Annotated in this window: 22 protein-coding genes; 14 read left to right on the top strand and 8 right to left on the bottom strand. The window is 69.9% G+C overall.

What is annotated here, in order from left to right; translation table 11 throughout:
- Positions 1-94: 94 nt before the first annotated feature.
- The 6 genes from ACWDZ6_RS23850 (at position 95) to ACWDZ6_RS23825 (ending at position 6200) form a co-directional block, all read left to right on the top strand.
- Positions 95-826 (top strand): SDR family NAD(P)-dependent oxidoreductase, encoded by a 732-nt coding sequence (locus tag ACWDZ6_RS23850; protein ID WP_451504430.1) that lies wholly within the window; start codon positions 95-97, stop codon positions 824-826.
- A gap of 391 nt (positions 827-1217) precedes the next feature.
- Complete coding sequence (argC, locus tag ACWDZ6_RS23845) at positions 1218-2246, top strand: N-acetyl-gamma-glutamyl-phosphate reductase (protein WP_451504429.1); 1029 nt, start codon at positions 1218-1220, stop codon at positions 2244-2246.
- Between the two features lie 142 nt (positions 2247-2388).
- Entirely contained in the window at positions 2389-3540 is a 1152-nt protein-coding gene (argJ, locus tag ACWDZ6_RS23840) for a bifunctional glutamate N-acetyltransferase/amino-acid acetyltransferase ArgJ (RefSeq protein ID WP_451504428.1), read from the top strand.
- Positions 3537-4448 carry an acetylglutamate kinase gene (gene argB, locus ACWDZ6_RS23835; RefSeq protein ID WP_366735129.1) on the top strand — a complete coding sequence of 304 codons (912 nt, stop codon included), beginning with the start codon at positions 3537-3539 and terminating at the stop codon, positions 4446-4448. Before argJ ends, argB begins: the two co-directional genes overlap by 4 nt.
- A complete protein-coding gene (locus ACWDZ6_RS23830; RefSeq protein WP_451504427.1) occupies positions 4445-5653 on the top strand; it encodes an acetylornithine transaminase in 1209 nt (402 codons plus the stop codon). The genes argB and ACWDZ6_RS23830 overlap by 4 nt, the downstream gene beginning before the upstream one ends.
- 10 nt (positions 5654-5663) lie before the next feature.
- The gene (locus ACWDZ6_RS23825; RefSeq protein ID WP_366735127.1) at positions 5664-6200 is read left to right on the top strand and encodes an arginine repressor; all 537 of its coding nucleotides are present in this window, start codon (positions 5664-5666) and stop codon (positions 6198-6200) included.
- Between the two features lie 38 nt (positions 6201-6238).
- Here ACWDZ6_RS23825 and ACWDZ6_RS23820 read toward each other — a convergent pair whose 3' ends face one another.
- The 5 genes from ACWDZ6_RS23820 to ACWDZ6_RS23800 all read right to left on the bottom strand — a co-directional run bounded on the left by ACWDZ6_RS23820 (position 6239) and on the right by ACWDZ6_RS23800 (position 10768).
- On the bottom strand, positions 6239-7015 hold the full coding sequence (locus ACWDZ6_RS23820; RefSeq protein WP_451504426.1) for an FAD:protein FMN transferase: 777 nt from the start codon (positions 7013-7015) through the stop codon (positions 6239-6241).
- Positions 7015-7890 (bottom strand): FMN-binding protein, encoded by an 876-nt coding sequence (locus ACWDZ6_RS23815; RefSeq protein ID WP_451504425.1) that lies wholly within the window; start codon positions 7888-7890, stop codon positions 7015-7017. The genes ACWDZ6_RS23820 and ACWDZ6_RS23815 overlap by 1 nt, the downstream gene beginning before the upstream one ends.
- A gap of 8 nt (positions 7891-7898) precedes the next feature.
- Entirely contained in the window at positions 7899-9266 is a 1368-nt protein-coding gene (locus ACWDZ6_RS23810; protein WP_366735135.1) for a ferredoxin reductase family protein, read from the bottom strand.
- A gap of 111 nt (positions 9267-9377) precedes the next feature.
- The gene (locus tag ACWDZ6_RS23805; protein ID WP_451504424.1) at positions 9378-10085 is read right to left on the bottom strand and encodes a L,D-transpeptidase family protein; all 708 of its coding nucleotides are present in this window, start codon (positions 10083-10085) and stop codon (positions 9378-9380) included.
- Positions 10086-10180: 95 nt separating this feature from the next.
- Positions 10181-10768 carry a pyridoxamine 5'-phosphate oxidase family protein gene (locus tag ACWDZ6_RS23800; RefSeq protein ID WP_451504423.1) on the bottom strand — a complete coding sequence of 196 codons (588 nt, stop codon included), beginning with the start codon at positions 10766-10768 and terminating at the stop codon, positions 10181-10183.
- Between the two features lie 117 nt (positions 10769-10885).
- Here ACWDZ6_RS23800 and ACWDZ6_RS23795 point away from each other — a divergent pair, with 117 nt between their 5' ends.
- The 4 genes from ACWDZ6_RS23795 (at position 10886) to ACWDZ6_RS23780 (ending at position 16060) form a co-directional block, all read left to right on the top strand.
- Positions 10886-12079, top strand: a complete 1194-nt coding sequence (locus ACWDZ6_RS23795; protein WP_451504422.1) for an argininosuccinate synthase — start codon at positions 10886-10888, stop codon at positions 12077-12079.
- A gap of 113 nt (positions 12080-12192) precedes the next feature.
- On the top strand, positions 12193-13620 hold the full coding sequence (gene argH, locus ACWDZ6_RS23790) for an argininosuccinate lyase (protein WP_451504421.1): 1428 nt from the start codon (positions 12193-12195) through the stop codon (positions 13618-13620).
- 347 nt (positions 13621-13967) lie between these two features.
- Complete coding sequence (locus ACWDZ6_RS23785) at positions 13968-14519, top strand: TetR/AcrR family transcriptional regulator (protein ID WP_366735120.1); 552 nt, start codon at positions 13968-13970, stop codon at positions 14517-14519.
- Positions 14516-16060 (top strand): MFS transporter, encoded by a 1545-nt coding sequence (locus tag ACWDZ6_RS23780; protein WP_451504420.1) that lies wholly within the window; start codon positions 14516-14518, stop codon positions 16058-16060. The genes ACWDZ6_RS23785 and ACWDZ6_RS23780 overlap by 4 nt, the downstream gene beginning before the upstream one ends.
- A gap of 160 nt (positions 16061-16220) precedes the next feature.
- Here ACWDZ6_RS23780 and ACWDZ6_RS23775 read toward each other — a convergent pair whose 3' ends face one another.
- Positions 16221-16883, bottom strand: a complete 663-nt coding sequence (locus ACWDZ6_RS23775) for a lysophospholipid acyltransferase family protein (RefSeq protein WP_389183028.1) — start codon at positions 16881-16883, stop codon at positions 16221-16223.
- Between the two features lie 245 nt (positions 16884-17128).
- Between ACWDZ6_RS23775 and ACWDZ6_RS23770 the strand changes: the two genes are divergently transcribed.
- The 3 genes from ACWDZ6_RS23770 (at position 17129) to ACWDZ6_RS23760 (ending at position 19434) form a co-directional block, all read left to right on the top strand.
- Positions 17129-18274, top strand: coding sequence for a glycerophosphodiester phosphodiesterase (locus tag ACWDZ6_RS23770; RefSeq protein ID WP_451504419.1), 1146 nt, complete (start codon positions 17129-17131; stop codon positions 18272-18274).
- Positions 18275-18360: 86 nt separating this feature from the next.
- On the top strand, positions 18361-18894 hold the full coding sequence (locus tag ACWDZ6_RS23765) for a sigma-70 family RNA polymerase sigma factor (RefSeq protein ID WP_451504418.1): 534 nt from the start codon (positions 18361-18363) through the stop codon (positions 18892-18894).
- A 36-nt stretch (positions 18895-18930) separates the two neighbouring features.
- Positions 18931-19434 (top strand): GNAT family N-acetyltransferase, encoded by a 504-nt coding sequence (locus tag ACWDZ6_RS23760; RefSeq protein ID WP_451504417.1) that lies wholly within the window; start codon positions 18931-18933, stop codon positions 19432-19434.
- A gap of 25 nt (positions 19435-19459) precedes the next feature.
- Here the strand turns inward: ACWDZ6_RS23760 and ACWDZ6_RS23755 are convergent, their stop codons facing one another.
- Entirely contained in the window at positions 19460-19942 is a 483-nt protein-coding gene (locus tag ACWDZ6_RS23755; RefSeq protein ID WP_451504416.1) for a hypothetical protein, read from the bottom strand.
- A gap of 2 nt (positions 19943-19944) precedes the next feature.
- Entirely contained in the window at positions 19945-20304 is a 360-nt protein-coding gene (locus ACWDZ6_RS23750; RefSeq protein ID WP_451504415.1) for a hypothetical protein, read from the bottom strand.
- Between the two features lie 71 nt (positions 20305-20375).
- On the opposite strand from ACWDZ6_RS23750, the gene ACWDZ6_RS23745 reads away from it, so the two are divergent.
- Positions 20376-21026 carry an HAD family hydrolase gene (locus tag ACWDZ6_RS23745; protein WP_451504414.1) on the top strand — a complete coding sequence of 217 codons (651 nt, stop codon included), beginning with the start codon at positions 20376-20378 and terminating at the stop codon, positions 21024-21026.
- Positions 21027-21138: the final 112 nt, after the last annotated feature.

Here is a 21138-nt window from a genome sequence, read left to right as displayed (position 1 = left end):
ACGACCACGCTACCCGGATCAATACCCGGACGGTATCGTCGCCCACCCGATCGGTCTTGGACCCCAGCCGGAGTCCGAGGACAGCATGGTCCCCATGAGTGAACGAACGATTGCGCTGGTCACCGGCGCGAACAAGGGAATCGGCTACGAGATCGCCGCGGGCCTTGGCGCCCTCGGCTGGAGCGTCGGAGTCGGCGCACGCGACGATCAGCGCCGTAAGGCCGCGGTGGAAAGACTGCGCGCGGCCGGCGTCGACGCGTTCGGCGTACCACTGGACGTGACCGATGACGCGAGCGCGACCGCCGCCGCACGGCTGTTCGAGAAACAGGCGGGGCGTCTCGACGTGCTCGTCAACAACGCCGGCATCGCCGGCGGTATACCGCAGGAGCCCACCCGGGTCGATCCCGCCACCATCCGGACGGTCGTGGAGACCAACGTGATCGGCGCCATCCGCGTCACCAACGCAATGATGCCGCTGCTGCGCCGCTCTGCTGCACCGCGGATCGTGAACATGTCCAGCAGTGTCGGCTCCCTCACCCGGCAGTCAGGAACCGCTGCCGAGCAGACGGCGGGTCCGGTGGCCGTGGCGTACTCGCCGTCCAAGACGTTCCTGAACGCAGTCACCCTCCAGTACGCCCGGGAGCTGAGCGGCACGAACATCGTGATCAACGCCGGCTGCCCCGGCTACGTCGCGACCGACCTCAACGGCTTCCGCGGCGTGCGTACCCCCGAACAGGGCGCGGCGATCGCCATCAAACTCGCGACCCTGCCCGACGACGGCCCGACCGGCCAGTTCTTCGACGACGCCGGCATAGTGCCCTGGTGATGCGCACGGCGGTCATCACCCGCCAGGTGAGGCGGCTTCGCCCGAGTCGGGGACAAACCGTGTCGTTGAAGGCTCTGCTGGAAGATCCGTTCATCCGTTTCGCCGACCAGGCCGGCCGGGTGGGCGCGTGTGACTCGGGGAAGCGTCTGTCAGCACGCGAACGCCGAAGACTCGCGACCGGTTCCAACGTGAATGGCAACTCACCGCAGGTTGCAAGCAGCGTGACCGTCTGGTTCCAACAAGCATGACCTGCGGGGTCCGAATCGCAAGGTCACCACACCCTCATGGTTCCAACTACCGCATCCCGTCACACGAAGGTCCGCAGGCGCGGCGGCTGATTGCATAAATCTGCAGAGATGCGTATAGTCATGCCATCGACGAGGAGGGCTCGATGGCGGTACGTGCGGCAGTGGCAGGAGCGAGTGGATACGCGGGCGGAGAACTTCTCCGGCTGCTCCTCGCCCACCCCGAAATCGAGATCGGCGCCCTCACCGGTAACTCCAACGCGGGTCAGAAGCTCGGTGGCCTGCAGCCGCATCTGCTCCCGCTCGCCGGGCGGGTGCTCGAGCCGACCGTCGCCGAGGTGCTCACCGGGCACGAGGTCGTCTTTCTCGCCCTCCCGCACGGTCAGTCCGCCGCCGTCGCCGGGCAGCTCGGCGACGAGGTCCTCGTGGTCGACATGGGCGCCGACTTCCGGTTGGAGGACGCGGCCGACTGGGAGACGTTCTACGGCTCGCCGCACGCCGGGACCTGGCCCTACGGTCTCCCTGAGCTGCCCGGAGCCCGCGCCGCGCTGCGAGGGGCCAAGCGCGTCGCCGTGCCTGGCTGCTATCCCACCGCCGTCTCGCTCGCCCTTTTCCCGGCGTACGCGGCCTCGCTCGCCGAGCCGGAGGCGGTGATCACCGCGGCCTCCGGCGCCTCCGGCGCGGGCAAGGCGCCCAAGCCGCATCTGCTCGGCTCCGAGGTGATGGGCTCGATGAGCCCGTACGGCGTAGGCGGTAGCCACCGCCACACCCCCGAGATGATCCAGAACCTGAGCGCCGCGGCCGGCGAGCGGGTCACCGTCTCCTTCACGCCCACACTCGCGCCCATGGCCCGCGGCATCCTCGCCACGTGCAGCGCGAAGGCGAAGCCGGGTACGACGGGTCAGGATGTACGGACCGCGTACGAGAAGGCGCTCCAGGACGAGCCGTTCGTTCACCTGCTTCCCGAGGGCCAGTGGCCCGCCACCGCTTCCGTCTACGGGTCGAACGCCGTCCAGATCCAGGTCGCGTACGACGAGGCCGCCGGGCGCATCATCGCGATCAGCGCCATCGACAACCTCACCAAGGGCACCGCGGGCGGCGCGGTGCAGAGCATGAACATCGCCCTCGGGCTCCCCGAGGACACCGGACTCTCCACGATCGGAGTCGCTCCATGAGCCGGGGGCACCGACCAGCGGTCGCTGGAGGAGCACGCGCAGCCGCCGGGCTGCTGACAACGACGAAAGCCGCACCGCTGCTCGCCCCGCCTCCGGCGGGCGGGACCACCGGCGCGGACGGAGAAGCGAACAAGGAGATGCAGTGAGCGTCACGGCAGCCAAGGGATTCACGGCGGCGGGCATCGCCGCCGGGATCAAGGAGAACGGCAACCCGGACCTGGCCCTCGTGGTCAACAACGGTCCGCGCCGCGCCGCCGCGGGCGTCTTCACCTCCAACCGCGTCAAGGCCGCGCCCGTCCTCTGGTCCGAGCAGGTACTCCGCGGCGGTGAAGTCACCGCCGTCGTTCTCAACTCCGGTGGCGCCAACGCCTGTACGGGCCCGCAGGGCTTCCAGGACACCCACGCGACCGCCGAGAAGGCCGCCGAGGTGCTGGGCCAGAGCGCCGGCGAGGTCGCCGTCGCCTCCACGGGCCTGATCGGTCTGCTGTTGCCGATGGACGAGATCCTCGCCGGTCTCGAGAAGGCCGCCACCGAGCTCTCCCCGCACGGCGGCGAGAAGGCGGCCATCGCCATCAAGACCACCGACACCGTCCACAAGACGGCCGTGGTCACCAAGGACGGCTGGACCGTCGGCGGAATGGCCAAGGGCGCCGGCATGCTCGCGCCGGGCCTCGCCACCATGCTCGTCGTCCTCACCACCGACGCCGACCTCGAGGCCGGAACGCTCGACAGGGCGCTGCGCGACGCCACCCGGCAGACCTTCGACCGGATCGACTCCGACGGCTGCATGTCCACCAACGACACGGTGCTGCTGCTCGCCTCCGGAGCCAGTGGGTTCTTGCCCCGGTACGACGAGTTCGCCGATGCCGTTCGGACCGTCTGCGACGATCTCGCCCGTCAGTTGATCGGTGACGCGGAGGGCGCCAGCAAGGACATCCGTATCGAGGTGATCAACGCCGCGACCGAGGACGACGCCGTCGAGGTGGGCCGCTCCATCGCCCGTAACAACCTCCTCAAGTGCGCCATCCACGGCGAGGACCCCAACTGGGGCCGGGTGCTCTCCGCCATCGGCACCACGCAGGCCGCCTTCGAGCCCGACCGGCTGAACGTCGCGATCAACGACGTCTGGGTCTGCCAGAACGGCAGCGTCGGCGAGGACCGGGACCTGGTCGACATGCGCTACCGCGAGGTGAAGATCACCGCTGACCTCTCCGCCGGGTCCGAGTCCGCCGTGATCTGGGCCAACGACCTCACCGCCGACTACGTCCACGAGAACAGCGCGTACTCCTCATGAGCGCCCGTAAGCACACCGCGCTGCCGAAGGCCCAGATCCTCATCGAGGCGCTGCCCTGGCTGACGCGGCACAACGGAAAGACCGTCGTCATCAAGTTCGGCGGGAATGCCATGATCGACGAGGACCTGAAGGCGGCCTTCGCTCAGGATGTCGTCTTCCTGCGGCACGCAGGCCTCAAGCCGGTCGTGGTCCACGGCGGCGGCCCGCAGATCAGTGCCCAGCTCGACAGGCACGGCCTGGTCAGCGAGTTCAAGGCGGGCCTCAGGGTCACCACCCCCGAGGCCATGGACGTCGTACGGATGGTGCTGGCCGGACAGGTCCAGCGTGAGATCGTCGGGCTGCTCAACCAGCACGGCCCGCTCGCCGTCGGCATGACCGGCGAGGACGCCCACACCATCACCGCCACCAAGCACCAGCCGCAGATCGACGGCGAGCTGGTCGACATCGGCCGGGTCGGTGAGATCACCAGGATCGACACGGGTGCCATCGAGGCGCTCCTGGAGGACGGCCGTATCCCGGTCATCTCCTCCATCGCGCGCTCCGCCGACGACAACCATGTCTACAACGTCAACGCCGACACCGCCGCGGCCGCGCTCGCCGCCGCGCTCGGGGCCGAGACGCTGATGGTCCTCACCGATGTCGAGGGCCTCTACGAGGACTGGCCGAACAGCGACGAAGTGATCAGCCGGCTCACCGCCACCCAGCTGGAGAAGCTGCTGCCCGACCTCTCCAGCGGCATGGTCCCCAAGATGGAGGGCTGTCTGCACGCCGTGCGCAACGGGGTCAACACCGCGCGCGTGATCGACGGCCGGGTCCAGCACTCGATCCTGCTGGAGATCTTCACCGACGAGGGCATCGGCACGATGGTCGTGCCCGACGGACAGGTACCGCTGGAGGGGGAGTCATGAGCAACGAGGAGCTCACGCAACGCTGGCAGGGCGTGATGGCGGACAACTACGGCACGCCGAGGCTGTCCCTCGTCCGCGGCCGGGGAGCGAAGGTCTGGGACGCGGACGGCACCGAGTACACCGACTTCGTGGGTGGCATTGCCGTGAACGCGCTCGGCCACGCCCACCCCGCCGTCGTCGAGGCCGTCTCCCGGCAGATCGCCTCCCTCGGCCATGTCTCCAACCTCTATGTCGCCGAGCCTCCCGTCGCACTCGCCGAGCGGCTGATCCAGCTCTTCGGCCGTCCCGGCCGCGTCTTCTTCTGCAACTCGGGAGCGGAGGCCAACGAAGCCGCCTTCAAGATCGGCCGGCTGACGGGGCGTACGCACATGGTCGCCACCGACGGCGGCTTCCACGGCCGCACGATGGGCTCCCTCGCCCTCACCGGCCAGCCGGGCAAGCGGGAGCCGTTCCTGCCGCTGCCGGGAGACGTCACACACGTTCCGTACGGCGATGCCGAGGCGCTGCGGGCCCAGGTCACCGAAGAGACCGCGCTGGTCGTCATCGAGCCGATCCAGGGCGAGAACGGCGTGGTCGTCCCGCCCAAGGGCTATCTGGAGGCCGCCCGGGAAATCACCCGGGCCACCGGCACGCTGCTCGTCCTCGACGAGGTCCAGACGGGTATCGGGCGGACCGGCCACTGGTTCGAGTACCAGGCGCACCAGGGCGTGGAGCCCGATGTCGTCACGCTGGCCAAGGGGCTTGGCGGCGGGCTCCCGATCGGCGCGAGCGTCGCCTTCGGCCCGGCCGCGGATCTGCTCCGGCCCGGCCAGCACGGCACGACGTTCGGCGGCAACCCGGTCGCCTGCGCGGCCGGACTCGCCGTGCTCGACACCCTCGCGGCCGACGGAGTCCTCGACGCTGTGAAGCGCCTCGGCGAGAAACTGCGCGACGGAATCGAGGGCGCCGGCGGCAAGCACAGGCACCCGCTGGTCTCCCATGTCCGTGGCGCGGGCCTGCTGCTGGGTATCGTGCTCACCGAGTCCCTCGCACCGAAGGTGCAGCAGGCGGCTCAGGATGCCGGATTCCTGGTGAACGCTCCTGCCCCCGATGTCGTACGGCTCATGCCGCCGCTGATCATCGGTGACGCGGAAGTGGACGCGTTCCTCCAGGCGCTTCCGGGCATCCTCGACGGTGTGTACGGGGAAGGACGATCCGGGGAATGAGACGACGACGATGACCGAGGCGCAGGACACCGAGCACGGCGGGCCCTCCGTACCGCAGACCCGCACGGCTCGCCACCGCCGGATCGTGGACATCCTCAACCGGCAGCCGGTGCGCTCGCAGAGCCAGCTGGCGAAGCTCCTCGCGGACAACGGACTGAGCGTCACCCAGGCGACGCTCTCCCGCGACCTCGACGAGCTCGGCGCGGTGAAGCTCCGCAACACCGGCGGTGAGCTGATCTACGCGGTGCCCAGCGAGGGCGGCTTCCGCACCCCGCAGGCGCCGCTCGGCGAGTCGGCCAAGGAGGAGCGCATGCGGCGTCTCTCGGCCGAACTGCTCATCTCCGCCGAGGCCTCCGCCAACCTCGTGGTGCTGCGTACGCCTCCGGGCGCTGCCCAGTTCCTCGCCTCGGCCATCGACCAGGCCGAACTGCACGACATCCTGGGCACGATCGCGGGCGACGACACGCTGATGCTGATCAGCCGCGACCCGGCGGGCGGTCAGGCGCTCGCGGACCATCTGCTGCGCCTGGCCCAGAACGACCGCTGAGGCCGGCGGCGGTCCGGCCGAGCGCCGCCGTCCCGTCGTCAGGCAGTCAACTTCGCCGTGTGGCGGGCGAATCCGCTGGTCTGCCAGGTGCTGCCGTCGGCGTTGACCGCGAAGCCCTCGGTATCGGGCAGCTCCTCCAGCCAGTCGCGGGCCCGCCCGCCCATGGCGTACGCGGCGGTCGCCCGCGCGTCGGCGTGGGTCAGCCCCGGGCAGACGACGGTCATCGACGCCGTGACCTCGGTGGGTGGCCGACGGGTGTGCGGGTCGAGAATGTGGCAGCCGCGCTCGGCCGGGCCCGAAGTGGCGACGGCGAGGCGCTCGTCGGCCTCGATCACCGTGACAAGCTCGCCCGGGTGCAGTGGGTCACTGACGCCCACCCGCCAGGGGCCGCCGTGCAGTTGGATGTCGCCCCCTCCGTTGAGGCAGACCGAATCCGCACCCGACGAGGCGAGCATGCGGACCGCGCACTCCACCGCCCAGCCCTTGACCAGACCTGTCGGATCCGTCTCTCCGGCGTAGTGGGCGGTGAACCAGCCGTCGCTCTCCCGCTCCGCGTCCATGCACAGATCGAGCACTTCGGAGACCTCGGTGACGCACTCTCCGAGTGAGAGTTCGCCGCGGGCGAGCCGGCTGAGCTGGCTGCCCTGACGGTACGTCGAGAAGATCTCGTCCACACGGTGCAGACCGGCCACGGCGGCGGCGAGCCCGGCGCGCACCCTGGGAGAGCCGCTGCTGTCGGCGACACGGATGTCGAACGAGAAGACCGTGCCCATGGAGTGCTCGACATGGCGCAGACGTTCCTGGCGGCCGGGCATCACAGCCCCGCTTTGTCGAGTGCGCTCTGCAGGGACTTGATGTAGCCCTCGCTGGTGTAGCTGGCGCCGGAGACGGCGTCGATCTGTGCGCTCTGTGCCGTGACCGCTGCCTGGTTCAATTTAGGCACGGCGTCGGCGGCGATCCGTCGGCTGTTGGCGTCGGTGGAAGGTGCCTTGACGGCTTCGGCCGCGGTGACCTTGCCGCCGCTGACGGTGATCCGGACCTGCACCGGGCCGTACTGGGTGTCGGCCACGTCGCCGAGGACGGTCTTCGCCGCCGGGGCGCCGCCGGAACCGGAACCCGAGCCCGCAGCGGAACCCGAGCTCCCTCCGGGCTGCGCGGGCTGCGCCCCTGCCCCGGCCTGCGCGCCGGACGCGTCGCTGCCGGAACCCCCGGCACCGGAGCCCGCCGCCGCCCCCGCGGTTCCGGCCTTGTCGAGTGCGCTCTGCAGGGACTTGATGTAGCCCTCGCTGGTGTAGCTGGCCCCGGAAACCGCGTCGATCTGCGCGCTCTGCGCCGTCATCACGGCCTGGTTGAGCTTGGGGATCGCGCCGTCGGCGATCTGCCGGCTCCTGGGGTCCGCGCTGGGCGCCTTCACCGCCTGTGCCCCGGTGATTCTGCCGCCGCTGAGGGTGAGCTGGACCTGGACGTCGCCGTACTGCGTGCCCGCGACATCACCGAGCACTGTCCTGCTCCCCGCGGCCCCGGCCCCGTTCCCGGCGGAGGCCGAGCCGGTGGGCGGCACCTGAGAGCCGGCTTGCGACGCCCCCGCCACGGTGTTTCCCGGTTGCTTCAGTGCGAGCAGCAGGACGACACCCGACACGGTGGCGGCGGCGCCGATCATGATCCGGCGAAGCGGATGTTTCCTCTTCAAGGACGGCCTCACATCTCGAAGGACTCGTGGTGGATCCGGCGGGACGGTACTCCTGCTTCACGCAGTGCCTGGTAGGACTCCTCGGCGAGGCCGGGCGGCCCACAGAGATAGACGTCGTGCTCGTCGATATCGGGCAGCACCTCCGCCAGCCGCTCGGCGGTGATCTCGGGCCTGGCCCCGTCGGGGCCGTTCACCGCGTACATCAGCTGTGCGTCCCGGCGCTCGGCGATCTGCTGCAGCTCGCTCCAGAGCGCCAGGTCCTGCTTGTTGCTGGCCCGGTAGAGCAGTGTCAGGTCGCCCGGCCCGCCCGGCAGCGTCTCGAACAGCGCCCTCAGCGGGGTGATCCCGGCGCCGCCCGCGATCAGCAGCACCTTGTTGCGGCTCCGGCGGCCTGCGGTCATGGCTCCGTACGGTCCCTCCGCCCAGACCCGTGTTCCCGGCTCCAGGCGGGACAGGGCCGTGCTGTGTTTGCCGACCGCCTTGACGGTGATACGCATCAGAGTGGGGCGGGGCGCGGCGGAGAGCGAGTACGGATTGGCGCTCCAGCGCAGCCCCTTGGTGAGGAACCGCCACCGGAAGAACTGGCCCGCCTCGGCGCCGAGCCGGTGCAGCCGTCGCCCGGTGATCAGCACGGAGACCACACCGGGTGCCTCGTCCACGGTCGACTCGACCCGCATCCGGTGCCAGAGATTGAGCCGGACGGGGGACAGGACGCGGTACCAGAGCAGCAGCGCGCCGACCGCTCCGTACAGCACGTACCAGACGGTGCGCACCGCCGGGTTCGCCACGAACTCGGCACCTGTCGCCAGCTGGTGCCAGAAGGTCAGATACACCGCGACATAGGTGAGGAGGTGCAGGTAGTACCACGTCTCGTACGCCATCCGCCGGCGTACCGCCCCGGCCGAGACGAAGCCGATGAGCAGCAGGAGCCCGGTGCCGATCGCCGCCTTGATCATTTCGGGGAAGTCGACGACGACGGTGACGGTCTGCTCCACGAGTCCGGTGCGGGCCTGGACGGCGTATCCCCAGACGGTCAGCACGACATGCGTGACGATCAGACTGATCGCGTAGCGGCCGCTCATCGCGTGCCAGCGGGTCACCCGGTCGGAACCCACCCGCCGTTCCAGCGCCGGAACGCGTGCCATCAGCAGCACCACCAGTGCGATCGTGTATCCGCCCAGCAGACCGGTGATCCTGCCGGCACCGATCAGCCACTCGGCGGTGCTCATGTGCACCACCGCCGTGTTCTGCCACCACAGGGACAGCACGGCCACCGCCCCGGCCCAGGTGACGGCCAGCAGCGCCACCGCAGGGTCACGCCGGGGGCGGATCGCCCGCATGGTCTGGCGCCTTGCGGCCCGACCGCTCTGCAACATCGCCACGACTGCTCCTCGGCTGTACCTCTTTCGCGTACGGGGATACGCATGCGAGGCGCGCGGAGTTCAATTCGAGGGACGCTTGTGCAATCCGTGAGCCGGCCGGCCCGGTCAGTAGCGCGTGACGGCCGTGGTGCCGGAGGCTGTTCCGATCGCGATATGCGGCCGGCGGCCGGGCTGGACCCAGGCCAGGATCCGGCGCATCGCGGCGTCCGGAACCGACACACAACCGGCCGTCGCGCCAAGGCCGTTGACATGCAGGAAGATCCCGGCGCCCCGACCGCGCACCGGACGGTCGTAGTTGAAGCCGATGACCAGGGCCCGGGCGTACTGCGTCGCGTATGTGACCAGGTGTTCGGACTCGGCCGCCCGGCAGTCGGCGGGCAGCCCCTCCACCCAGCGGTTGTACGCGTCGGATCCGTTGTCCTGGCACCACCAGGACTGCTCCGTCACCCGGCGGTACGGGTAGTCGGTCCAGGCGGCAGCGTTGCTGGTCCCGAACGCGTACGGCAGGCCGTACAGCCCGGTCGGAGTGGTGAGGGTGCCCTGCTTCCGGCTGCCGCCCTCGGCCAGGCCGTTCGCACCGAACCGGGCCGCCGCCGAGCCCGCCGCCACCCACCGCCCGTCGCGGCGCCGGTCCCACCAGGTGACACTGCCCGTGGTGGAACCGGTGCCCGGGGCCTCGGCGGTGATCAGCTGGGTGCCGTCGCCGGTGTCGGCCATCCGCTCGGGGAGCGTGACCGCGCGGCCGGGTACGGCCGCGACCGTACCGGCGGTGAGCAGCAGCAGAACGGAGCCGAGCGCGAGTCCGGGGCGCATGGTTCATGACCGTACGCGCGGCCCGGGGGGTGCGCCGCCCGGACTGCGCCGTACGCGCACCCGGCCACTGGCCGGGGTCAGTCCGTACGCGCGGGTCAGTCCGTACGCGCGGGGAGGGGGAGCGGCAGCGCCGGCAGCCCGTCCAGGCTCACCCCGACGTGCTCCTTCTTCTCGCAGTACGCGGCGAACTCCTCGTCCGACTTACGGCCGAAGTGCTCCGCGTGCTGCGTGCGCTCCTCCCGGTACTCCATGAAGGGCACGGCGAAGCCGCAGGCGTCGCTGATCCGCTGCGCGTGGATGACGATGATCGCGCGGGCGCTCGGCCCGTCGACCTGCTCGAAGCGCGGGATGAAATCGCTCCAGCGCGGGTCGTCCCGGAAGATCGCCTCACCGCTGCCGTGCACCCGCAGCACTTTGGGCGGGCCGGTGAACGCGCACCACATCAGCGTGATGCGTCCGTTCCCTTCCTCGCGGAGGTGGGCGATGGTCTCTGCGCCGCTGCCGCCGAAGTCGAGATAGGCGAGGGTCAGCTCGTCGATGACGACGAGCGTGCCGCTGCGGCCCTTGGGGGAGAGGTTGATATGCCCCTCGCCGCCGAGTGGGGCGGTGGCGGTGAAGAAGACGGGCTGTTGCTCGATGAAGCTGCGGATACGGCCTTCTATTCGTTCGTAGCGCTGTCCCATACGGGGATTATCCGCGGTGATCGATCACCCGCCGTGCTCCGTACGGACCGCGTTGACAAAACATACGGAGGACTGCATAGTTATACCCATCACCGAATGCATCGTAAGGAGAAACCAGTGACCGAGCGCGTCGTACTCGCCTATTCGGGCGGTCTGGACACCTCCGTCGCCATCGGCTGGATCGCCGAGGAGACGGGCGCCGAGGTCATCGCCGTTGCCGTGGACGTCGGCCAGGGCGGCGAGGACCTGGACGTCATCCGCAAGCGCGCGCTCGCCTGCGGTGCCGTCGAGGCCGAGGTCGCCGACGCCAAGGATGAGTTCGCCGACGAGTACTGCCTCCCGGCGATCAAGGCCAACGCCCTGTACATGGACCGCTACCCGCTGGTCTCCGCCCTCTCCCGGCCGACGATCGTCAAGCACCTCGTCGCCGCCGCCAGGAAGCACAACGCCGGCATCGTCGCCCACGGCTGCACCGGCAAGGGCAATGACCAGGTGCGGTTCGAGGCCGGTATCTCCGCGCTCGGCCCCGATCTGAAGTGCATCGCGCCGGTCCGTGACTACGCGATGACCCGGGACAAGGCGATCGCCTTCTGCGAGGAGAAGCAGCTCCCGATCGCGACCACCAAGAAGTCGCCGTACTCCATCGACCAGAACGTCTTCGGGCGGGCTGTCGAGACCGGCTTCCTGGAGGACATCTGGAACGGGCCGATCGAGGACATCTACGAGTACACCTCGAACCCGGCCGTGCAGCGCGAGGCCGACGAGGTCGTCATCTCCTTCAAGGAGGGCGTGCCGGTTGCCATCGACGGCAAGCCTGTCACCGTCCTGCAGGCGATCCAGCAGCTCAACGACCGGGCCGGCGCGCAGGGCATCGGCCGGATCGACATGGTCGAGGACCGTCTTGTCGGCATCAAGTCCCGTGAGGTGTACGAGGCTCCGGGCGCGATCGCGCTGATCACCGCCCACCAGGAGCTGGAGAACGTCACGGTCGAGCGCGAGCTGGCCCGCTACAAGCGGCAGGTCGAGCAGCGCTGGGGCGAGATGGTCTACGACGGCCTGTGGTTCTCCCCCCTCAAGCGCGCCCTGGACGGCTTCATCAACGAGGCCAACCAGCACGTCACCGGTGACATCCGGATGACCCTGCAGGGCGGCCGCGCCGTCGTCACCGGCCGGAAGTCCGAGGAGTCGCTGTACGACTTCAACCTGGCGACGTACGACTCGGGCGACACGTTCGACCAGTCGAAGGCGCAGGGCTTCATCGAGATCTTCGGCCTGTCGTCGAAGATCGCGGCGCGGCGCGACCTCGCCTGATTCGATAGGCGTACGACAGCCGCCTCCCCGTTCCTCCGCGGCGGGGCGGTGGTCCCCCCCAGGCCCGCAGGGGCCCCGGGGGCGCACATCCACCCTCCTGAGGAGCTTCAGCTGTGAGCAGCAACAACGGTGACGTACGGCTCTGGGGCGGCCGTTTCGCCGACGGTCCGGCCGAGGCGCTGGCCAAGTTGTCGGCGTCGGTCCACTTCGACTGGCGGCTCGCGCCGTACGACATCGCCGGCTCCCGCGCCCACGCGCGGGCGCTTCACGTGGCCGGCCTGCTCACCGAGGACGAGTTGACGCGGATGCTGGCCGGTCTCGGCCGGCTCGAAGCCGATGTCGCCGACGGCTCCTTCGTCGGCACGATCGCCGACGAGGACGTCCACACCGCGCTGGAGCGTGGTCTGCTGGAGCGCCTCGGCGCGGACCTCGGCGGCAAGCTGCGGGCGGGGCGGTCCAGGAACGACCAGGTCGCGACGCTCTTCCGGATGTATCTGCGGGACCACGCCCGGATCATCGGCAGCCTGATCGCCGAACTCCAGGACGCGCTGGTCGGCCTTGCCGAGGCGCACCCGGACGTTGCCATGCCCGGCCGTACACACCTCCAGCACGCCCAGCCCGTGCTCTTCGCCCACCATGTCCTCGCCCATGTCCAGTCCCTCTCCCGGGACGCGGAGCGGTTGCGGCAGTGGGACGAACGCACGGCGGTCTCCCCGTACGGATCGGGCGCCCTGGCCGGATCGTCGCTGGGCCTCGACCCGGAGGCGGTCGCCGCGGACCTCGGATTCGAGCACGGCAGCGCGGGCAACTCCATCGACGGCACGGCCTCCCGTGACTTCGTCGCGGAGTTCGCCTTCATCACCGCGATGATCGGCGTGAACCTCTCCCGGATCGCGGAGGAGGTCATCATCTGGAACACGAAGGAGTTCTCCTTCGTCACCCTGCACGACGCCTTCTCGACCGGGTCGTCGATCATGCCCCAGAAGAAGAACCCGGACATCGCGGAGCTGGCGCGCGGCAAGTCCGGCCGGCTCATCGGCAATCTGACCGGTCTGCTGGCGACGCTGAAGGCGCTGCCGCTCGCGTACAACCGCGACCTCCAGGAGGACAAGGAGCCGGTCTTCGACTCCTGCGACCAGCTCGAGGTCCTGCTCCCGGCCTTCACCGGGATGATGGCGACACTGACGGTCAACCGGGAGCGGATGGAGGAGCTGGCCCCGGCCGGTTTCTCGCTCGCGACGGACATCGCGGAGTGGCTGGTGAAGCAGGGCGTGCCGTTCCGAGTGGCGCACGAGGTCGCCGGCGAGTGCGTCAAGGAGTGTGAGGCGCACGGCATCGAACTGGACCAGCTCACCGACGCACAGTTCGCGGGCATCTCCGAGCACCTCACGCCCGAGGTGCGCACGGTCCTGAATGTCCACGGCGCGCTGGCTTCCCGGAGCGGCCGAGGCGGTACGGCCCCTTCGGCGGTCGCCGCCCAACTGGCCGAGGTCAAGGCCGACCTGGCCGTGCAGCACGCCTGGGCCACGGCGAAGAAGTAGGCGTCGCCACGGCGCCGCCGCCCGGTCGGCGAGCGCGTCGAAGTCCGGGCCGGAGCCGTCCGGCCCTCTGGTCGACGCGCGGCAACAGGGCGGCGGCCCACTGCTGTTGTGCGAAGGTCCCTGGCCGCGATGTCGTCGTCGATCCGGGCGAACGGCCACTCCGCCGCGTGCTCCAGGAAGTCGTCACCCGAAAGCACTGCATCTTCCGGAAGGTCCCGCGAGGGGCCTTTCCGTGCGTCTCGGGCCAGTCGTTGTACGGCAGTGCGGGCAGGCCGAGGTGAGGCCGCCCTGGTTCACCCCGTCCCACTAATGAGACATTCATGTCTCATGTGGGTTATGGTTGTCTCATGACAGTCGACCGCGAACAGGTTCTGCGTACCGCCGCCGCCCTGCTCTCCCGTAAAGCGACCGCCACCATGGACGAGGTGGCCCGGGCCGCGGGTATCGGGCGCGCCACCCTGCACCGGCACTTCGCCGGGCGGCACTCCCTTGTCAAGGCCCTCGAAGACCTCGGCATCCAGGAGTTCGAGGCGGCCCTCGACGCAGCCCGGCTCGACGACGGCACCGCCGAGGACGCGCTGCGGCGGCTCGTCGCCGAAGTGGAGCCCGCCGCCCCGCTGCTCGCCTTCCTCGTCACCGAGAACCAGCTCTTCGAGGGCGACCAGGTGAACGAGGGCTGGAACCGCCTCGACGCCCGTGTCTCCGCGCTCTTCCGGCGGGGGCAGGAGCAGGGCGAGTTCCGTATCGACCTCACGCCCGCCTGGCTGACCGAAGCCCTCTACGGGCTTGTCGGCTCCGGCGCCTGGTCGGTGCAGGAGGGGCGAGTCGCTGCCAAGGACTTCCAGTACATGATCGTCGAGCTGCTGCTCGGCGGCGCACGACGGAGCGTGAGGGAATGACCTGTACCGACCGGCAGACGACGCAGAGCGGATCGGTACGCAGTCCCGGCCGCTGGCTCGCGCTGGCCGTCCTCGTCCTCGCCGTGCTGCTGGTCGCGGTCGACGCGACCGTGCTCGGGCTCGCGACGCCGTTCCTCAGCGAGGACCTGCAGCCCACCGGCACCCAGCTGCTCTGGATCGGCGACGTCTACTCGTTCATCATCGCCGGACTGCTCGTCTCGATGGGCAGCCTCGGCGACCGTATCGGCCGCAAGAAGCTGCTGCTGATCGGTGCGGTCGCGTTCGGCGCGGTCTCCGTCCTCAACGCATACGCCACGAGCCCGGAGATGATGATCCTCGCGCGGGCCCTGCTCGGTGTCGCGGGCGCCACCCTGATGCCGTCCACGCTCGCGCTGATCCGCAATATCTTCCACGACCCCAAGGAACGCAGCCTGGCGGTCGGCATCTGGGGCGCGGCGGCCTCCGCGGGCGCCGCGGTCGGACCTGTCGTCGGCGGCTTCCTGCTGGAGAACTTCTGGTGGGGCTCGGTCTTCCTGATCAACCTGCCCGTGATGGCGGTACTGGTACTGGTCGGCATCAAGCTGCTGCCGGAGTCCCGCGACCCCAACCCCGGCCCCTGGGACCTGATCAGCGTCGGCCTCTCGCTGATCGGCATGGTCAGCATCGTCTACGCCGTCAAGGAGACGGCGGTGCACGGGTTCCGCTTTGACATCGCGGCAGCCGCGGTCATCGGACTGGCAGCTCTGTACTGGTTCGCCCGGCGGCAGCTGACACTCGACTCGCCACTGCTGGACATGCGGCTCTTCCACCACCGCGGCTTCTCCGGCGCGGTCCTCGCCGATCTACTGACCATTCTCGGCCTGTCCGGCCTGGTCTTCTTCCTCTCGCAGTTCCTGCAACTGGTGCAGATGCGCTCGCCGTTGGAGGCGGGACTGATCGAACTGCCCGCCGCGATCGGCGCGGTGGGAGCGGGCCTGCTGGCCGGCCATCTCGCCCGCAGAGCCTCCGTACGCAGCGCGGTGTCCAGCGGACTGACGGCGGTCGGACTCGCACTCGCGGCCTGTACGGCGATCACCGCGTCCACCGGGGTCGTGGCGCTCGGCATCGCCCTGTTCATCGGCGGTGTCGGAGCGGGTCTCGCCTTCACCGTGACCGCGGACGTCATCCTCTCCAGCGTGCCCAAGGAGCAGGCGGGCGCGGCCTCCGCGGTGTCGGAGACGGCGTACGAGCTGGGCGCGGCGCTCGGCATCGCCCTGCTCGGTTCCATCGTGACCGGCATCTACCGCGGCTTCACCGCCCCGCCGGGCATTCCCGCCGAGGCGGCAGCGTCGGCGCACGACTCACTCGGCGGCGCGGTCGAGTCGGCCAAGGACCTGCCGCAGGATCAGGGCGCGGCGATGCTGTCGGCCGCGCAGGACGCCTTCACCGACGGCTTCCAGACGGCGGCCGCCATCGGCGCGGCCGTACTCTTCGCGACGGCCGTCGCGGCGTGGTTCATGCTGCGGGGCCAGAAGCTCGAGGAAGGCCTCGAGCACCCGTAAGGTCCCGAGCGCCGGTCGAGCACCCGCAAGGCCACCCGAGGGGCCTCGAAATTTCCGTCGGACAGACGGCGGCCATAAGGGTGAGCGACAACGGGAGAAGGGCCGGACCCCGTGGGGTCCGGCCCTTCTCCCAACCTCGCGCTACCCCGGAGCCACCGGCTCAGGCCGCCTTCGCCTTCGTCGCGTACATGTCCACGTACTCCTGGCCCGACAGCTCCATGACCTCGGTCATCACCGAGTCCGTCACCGCGCGCAGCACATAGCGGTCGCGGTCCATGCCGTCGTACCGCGAGAACTCCATCGGCTCACCGAAACGGACCGTCACGCGGCCCGGCCGCGGCAGACCGGCGCCGCCCGGCTGCAGCTTGTCGGTGCCGATCATCGCGAACGGAACCACGGGCGCGCCGGTCATCAGCGTGAGCCGCGCGATACCCGTACGGCCCCGGTAGAGCCGTCCGTCGGGGGAGCGGGTGCCCTCCGGGTAGATGCCGAAGATCTTGCCCTCCTCCAGCACCCGGCGGCCGGTCATCAGCGCTGCCACACCGCCGTTGGCACCGTCGCGGTCCACCGGGATCATGCCGCAGCCCGTGAAGAACCAGGCCATCAGCCGGCCCTTGACGCCCTTGCCCGTGACGTACTCGTCCTTGCCGATGAAGTACACCGGACGGGCGCAGACCAGCGGAAGGATCATCGAGTCGATGAACGTGAGGTGGTTTCCGGCGAGGATCACCGGCCCCGTCCCCGGGATGTTCCCGGCACCTTCCACCCGTGGGCGGAACATCAGGCGCAGGAACGGTCCTAGCACTGCCTTGATGAGCGACAAGCGGGACAACGGGTCCTCCGTGTCATGTGCGGGTGTCGTGGGGGCGGACGTAGCGGCGGCGAAGTCTCTGCAGGTGAGGACGATACTCGTGGGTCACACCTGATCGCACATCGGGTTCATCGATCGGATACGCAGTGTTGACGTGTGTTTCCACTGCGTTCGTCCAGGCTCTGCCGTATGTAAGGCGTAGCTGCTTAACATCGGGCGTCGCTTGACAGGTGCGGGACATCACACGGAGGACATCGATGACACAGGGTGCGGACAGGGGTCCCGGGCGTCGGAGCGTAGTGGGAGCGGCGATGCTCGGCACGGCCGCCATCGGGCTCGGCTCCACGGCAGCACGGGCGGACGAGCGCAATAGCGGACATGCTTCGTACAGGGACCTGCCCTGCCCGACGATCATCGCCCACCGCGGCGCCAGTGGCTACCGCCCCGAACACACTCTCGGCTCATACCAGCTGGCCCTCGACATGGGCGCGCATGTCATCGAGCAGGATCTGGTGCCTACCAGCGACGGTCACCTCGTATGCCGTCACGAGAACGACATCACAGGCACGACGGACGTCGCGGCCCACCCGGAGTTCGCGTCCCGCAGGACCACCAAGTCCGTCGACGGCGTCAGCCTCACCGGCTGGTTCACCGAGGACTTCACGCTCGCCGAGCTGAAGACACTGCGCGCCAAGGAGCGGATCCCCGCCAACCGCCAGGAGAACACGCTCTACGACGGCCGCTGGGCGATACCCACCTTCGAGGAGGTGCTGCGCTGGGCCGAGAAGGAGGGCCATCGGCGCGGCCGTCCCGTCTGGCTCCATGTCGAGACCAAGCACCCCACCTACTTCCGGGGGCTCGGGCTCGGACTCGAGGAGCGACTGGCCAAGCTTCTGCGCCGGTACGGACGCGACCGCCGCAACTCCCCCGTGTTTCTCCAGTCGTTCGAGCCGAGCAGCATCCAGCGGCTGGCCGGGCTCGTCGACTCGCCGCGCGTCGTCCTGCTGTCGGCCGCGAACACCCGCCCCTGGGACTTCGTCCAGGCGGGCGACCCGCGCACCGTGGCCGATCTCGTCAAGCCCGATGGCCTGACGTGGATCGCGTCGTACGCGCAGGGCATCGGCCCGACCCTCGACCTGATCATCCCGAAGGAGGCGAACGGCAAGCTGGGCACGCCGACGTCACTGGTGCGCGACGCGCACGCCAAGGACCTGATCCTGCACCCGTACACGATGCGCAACGAGAACACCTTCCTGCCCGCCGACTTCCGGCGCGGCACCGACCCGAACGCATACGGCGACGCCTTCGGCGCCTTCAAGGTCTACTTCGAGACCGGCATCGACGGCATCTTCACCGACAACTCGGACACGGGACTGCTGGCCGCGGCCGACTTCCGCGGCTGACGCACAGGCGACCGCCGGCCCGCTCGAACGGGTGACTGTGCCGTCGCACGGCAACCGCCGCCGTGCGACGGCACGTCCCGCCGGGCATGAGGCTTCTCGAAGACACCCCCGCCCATGTGGTCCGCGCGCTGCGCCCGCTGGTGAGCGCCGAGGCCACGGCCGAGGCGCCGGGCACCGCGATGGAGGCGGGTGACCTCGAACAGGCCGTCTGGGTGCGGCTGCTCGAGCGGCTCGACGGGGACGGTCCGCCGCCGGACGCCGCTCGCTGGGTCAAATCGGCCGTGCGAGCGGAGGCGCGCCGCGCCCGGCGGACGGCCGCCCGTGAACTCCCGTACGGCCAGGAGCCCTCCGCCGACCCGGCCGGCAGCCCCGAATGCACCGCGCTCCGGGCCGAGCGGCGCCTCTCGTTGCGGGCCGCCGTCGCGCGCACGCCGGGGAACTGCCCGCGGCTGCTCACCGCGATGCTGTCCCCGGACGACCCGACCTACCGGGAAATCGCAGGGACGTTGGGAATCTCACAAGGCAGTCTGGGACCGATGCGTTCCCGCTGCCTGGGATGCCTGCGCAGAATGCTGACGGCAGAGGTTGGCGCTCCTGAACACGGGGGAAAGGAGCGGTAGACAACCGGCGGACAGGTGAGCGGGAGGCATGCACACATGGGCATGAGCGTGACCATCTCAGCGGCAGCGGCGCAGGACGCGGAGCACATCCTCAAGCTGCAGTATCTGTGCTACCAGAGCGAGGCCGAGCTCTACGGCGACTACGGAATCGAGCCGCTCACCCAGTCCCTCGAGAGCCTGCGGGCCGAAATAGCACAGGGCCACGCCCTGGTGGCGCGGCTGGGTGACGAGGTGGTGGCTTCCGTACGCGGCAGGGTCGACGAGGGCGGCACCGCCCGTATCGCCAAGCTCATCGTCCATCCGCGGATGCAGCGCCACGGCCTGGGCGGGCGACTGCTGGACGCGATCGAGGAGCGCTTCGCCGGGGAGCCGGCCGCCAGGCGGTTCCAGCTCTTCACCGGCCATCGCAGCGACGGCAATCTGCGGTTGTACCGCAGCCGCGGCTATGTGCAGGTGTCCAGCGAGCAGGTCGGCCCGCGGCTCATAGTCGTCACGCTGGAGAAGGAGTCCGCCGCGCGCGCGTATGTCACCAGGGCGTAGGGGGCCGGCCCTTCGGGCGACGGCGCTACTTCCGGAACACGCCCCGGCCGCCCCGGCCGGCGGGTTGCGCCGCGTCCGTACGGGACCGGCGCAGCCAGAGCATTCCGGTGATCGGCAGCACGACCGGGATGAAGAGGTAGCCCATGCCGTACGCCGACCAGACCGTCGAGTCCGGGAAGGCGGACGGTTCCACCACCGTCCAGGTCCCGACGACCAGTACGCCCGCGAGCTCGGCGGCGCAGCACACCAGCGCCGCCCTGCGGGCCGTCTCCCCGCCGCGCACGAGGGTGTACGTGATGAACGCGTACACCACGGCCGCGACGGCGGAGAGCGTGTGGGCGAGCGGTGCCGAGTCGTAGTCGGTGAGGATCTGGTAGACCGAGCGCGACACCGCGCCCACCGACATCACGCCGTACAGCCAGAGCAGCAGGAGTCCGGGTCCCTGGACGAGTCGGGTCCGCTGCTTCGGCTGCTTCGTCTGCTGCGCTCCGGTGCCGGGCTCGGCCATCGTCAGCCTCCCCAGATGTCGTAGAGCCGTACTTCGAGCACTGCCAGGACCACCGCGCCGGCCGCGACGGTCGCCGAGCCCCAGCGGGTCCGCTCGGCGAGCGACAGGAAGCCCGCCGCCGGTACCGCGGCGAACGAGCCGATCAGATACGCGATGAAGATCGCGGTGCCCTCCTGCGCCTTCTCGCCGCGCGACAGCTGCACGATCCCGACCGCCAGTTGCGCGAGCGCCAGCACCGACACCACGGCCATGCCGATGAAGTGCCAGTCCTTTGTGGGCTGGTCGCGGCAGGTGGCGAAACCGCACCAGGCGGCGAGGGCGAGCGCGGTCACGGCGACCGCGACCGTCAGGGCGTCAAGCATGGACCCGAGAGTATTACGGGCCAAAAGGCCCGATGCGCGCGGCCCCGTGCGGCCCCGTATGGTCGACGCCCATGAAGATCCTCCACGCCGATGCTCTGCTGTTCGACAATGACGGAACGCTCGTCTCCTCGATGGAGTCCGTCGACCGATGCTGGGCAATCTGGGCGCGGGAGTACGGAATCACGGCGGAGGACTTCGCCCGCGTCGAACTCCACGGCCGCCCCGCGGTGGAGATAGCGGCCGATCTGCTGCCCGCGGACGCGGTGCGCGACGCCCTGGCCCGTATCGAGCAGCTCGAGGTCGAGGACGTGGCCGGCGGGGTCGTACTGCTGCCCGGCACCGCGGAACTGCTGGCGCGGCTGCCCGCGGACCGCTGGGCCGTGGTCACCTCCGCCACCCGGCGGCTTGCCGAGGCCCGGCTCGAAGAGGTCGGTATCCGGCCCAAGAACTTGATCGCCGCCGACGACATCACGCGCGGCAAGCCCGATCCGGAGCCCTATCTGCTCGCTGCGCGCCGGCTCGGCGTGGATCCGGCGCGCTGCGTCGTCTTCGAGGACGCGCCGGCGGGGCTGACCGCGGGGCGCGCCGCCGGTATGCGGACCGTGGCCTTGGCCACAACCCACCCGCGTTCCGAGCTCGTCGCCGATGTCGTCGTGCGCGACCTCTCGGCCGTGTCTGTGCAGGCCGGCGGCGGGGGAGTGGAGATCACCGCCGTGGAATGAGCCCGTCCGAATGCTGTATCAAGGGTGTCCGCTATTCGGACAGCCCTGATCGCTCGGCAGGCACGTCTGCTTTACTTGCCGACATGACCAGGACGAGCAGCCGCACTCTTGC

Source organism: Streptomyces sp. NPDC002926 (assembly GCF_053591755.1).
The sequence above is the reverse complement of the archived record's forward strand: the minus strand, read 5'-3'. Positions and strand labels throughout refer to the sequence as shown.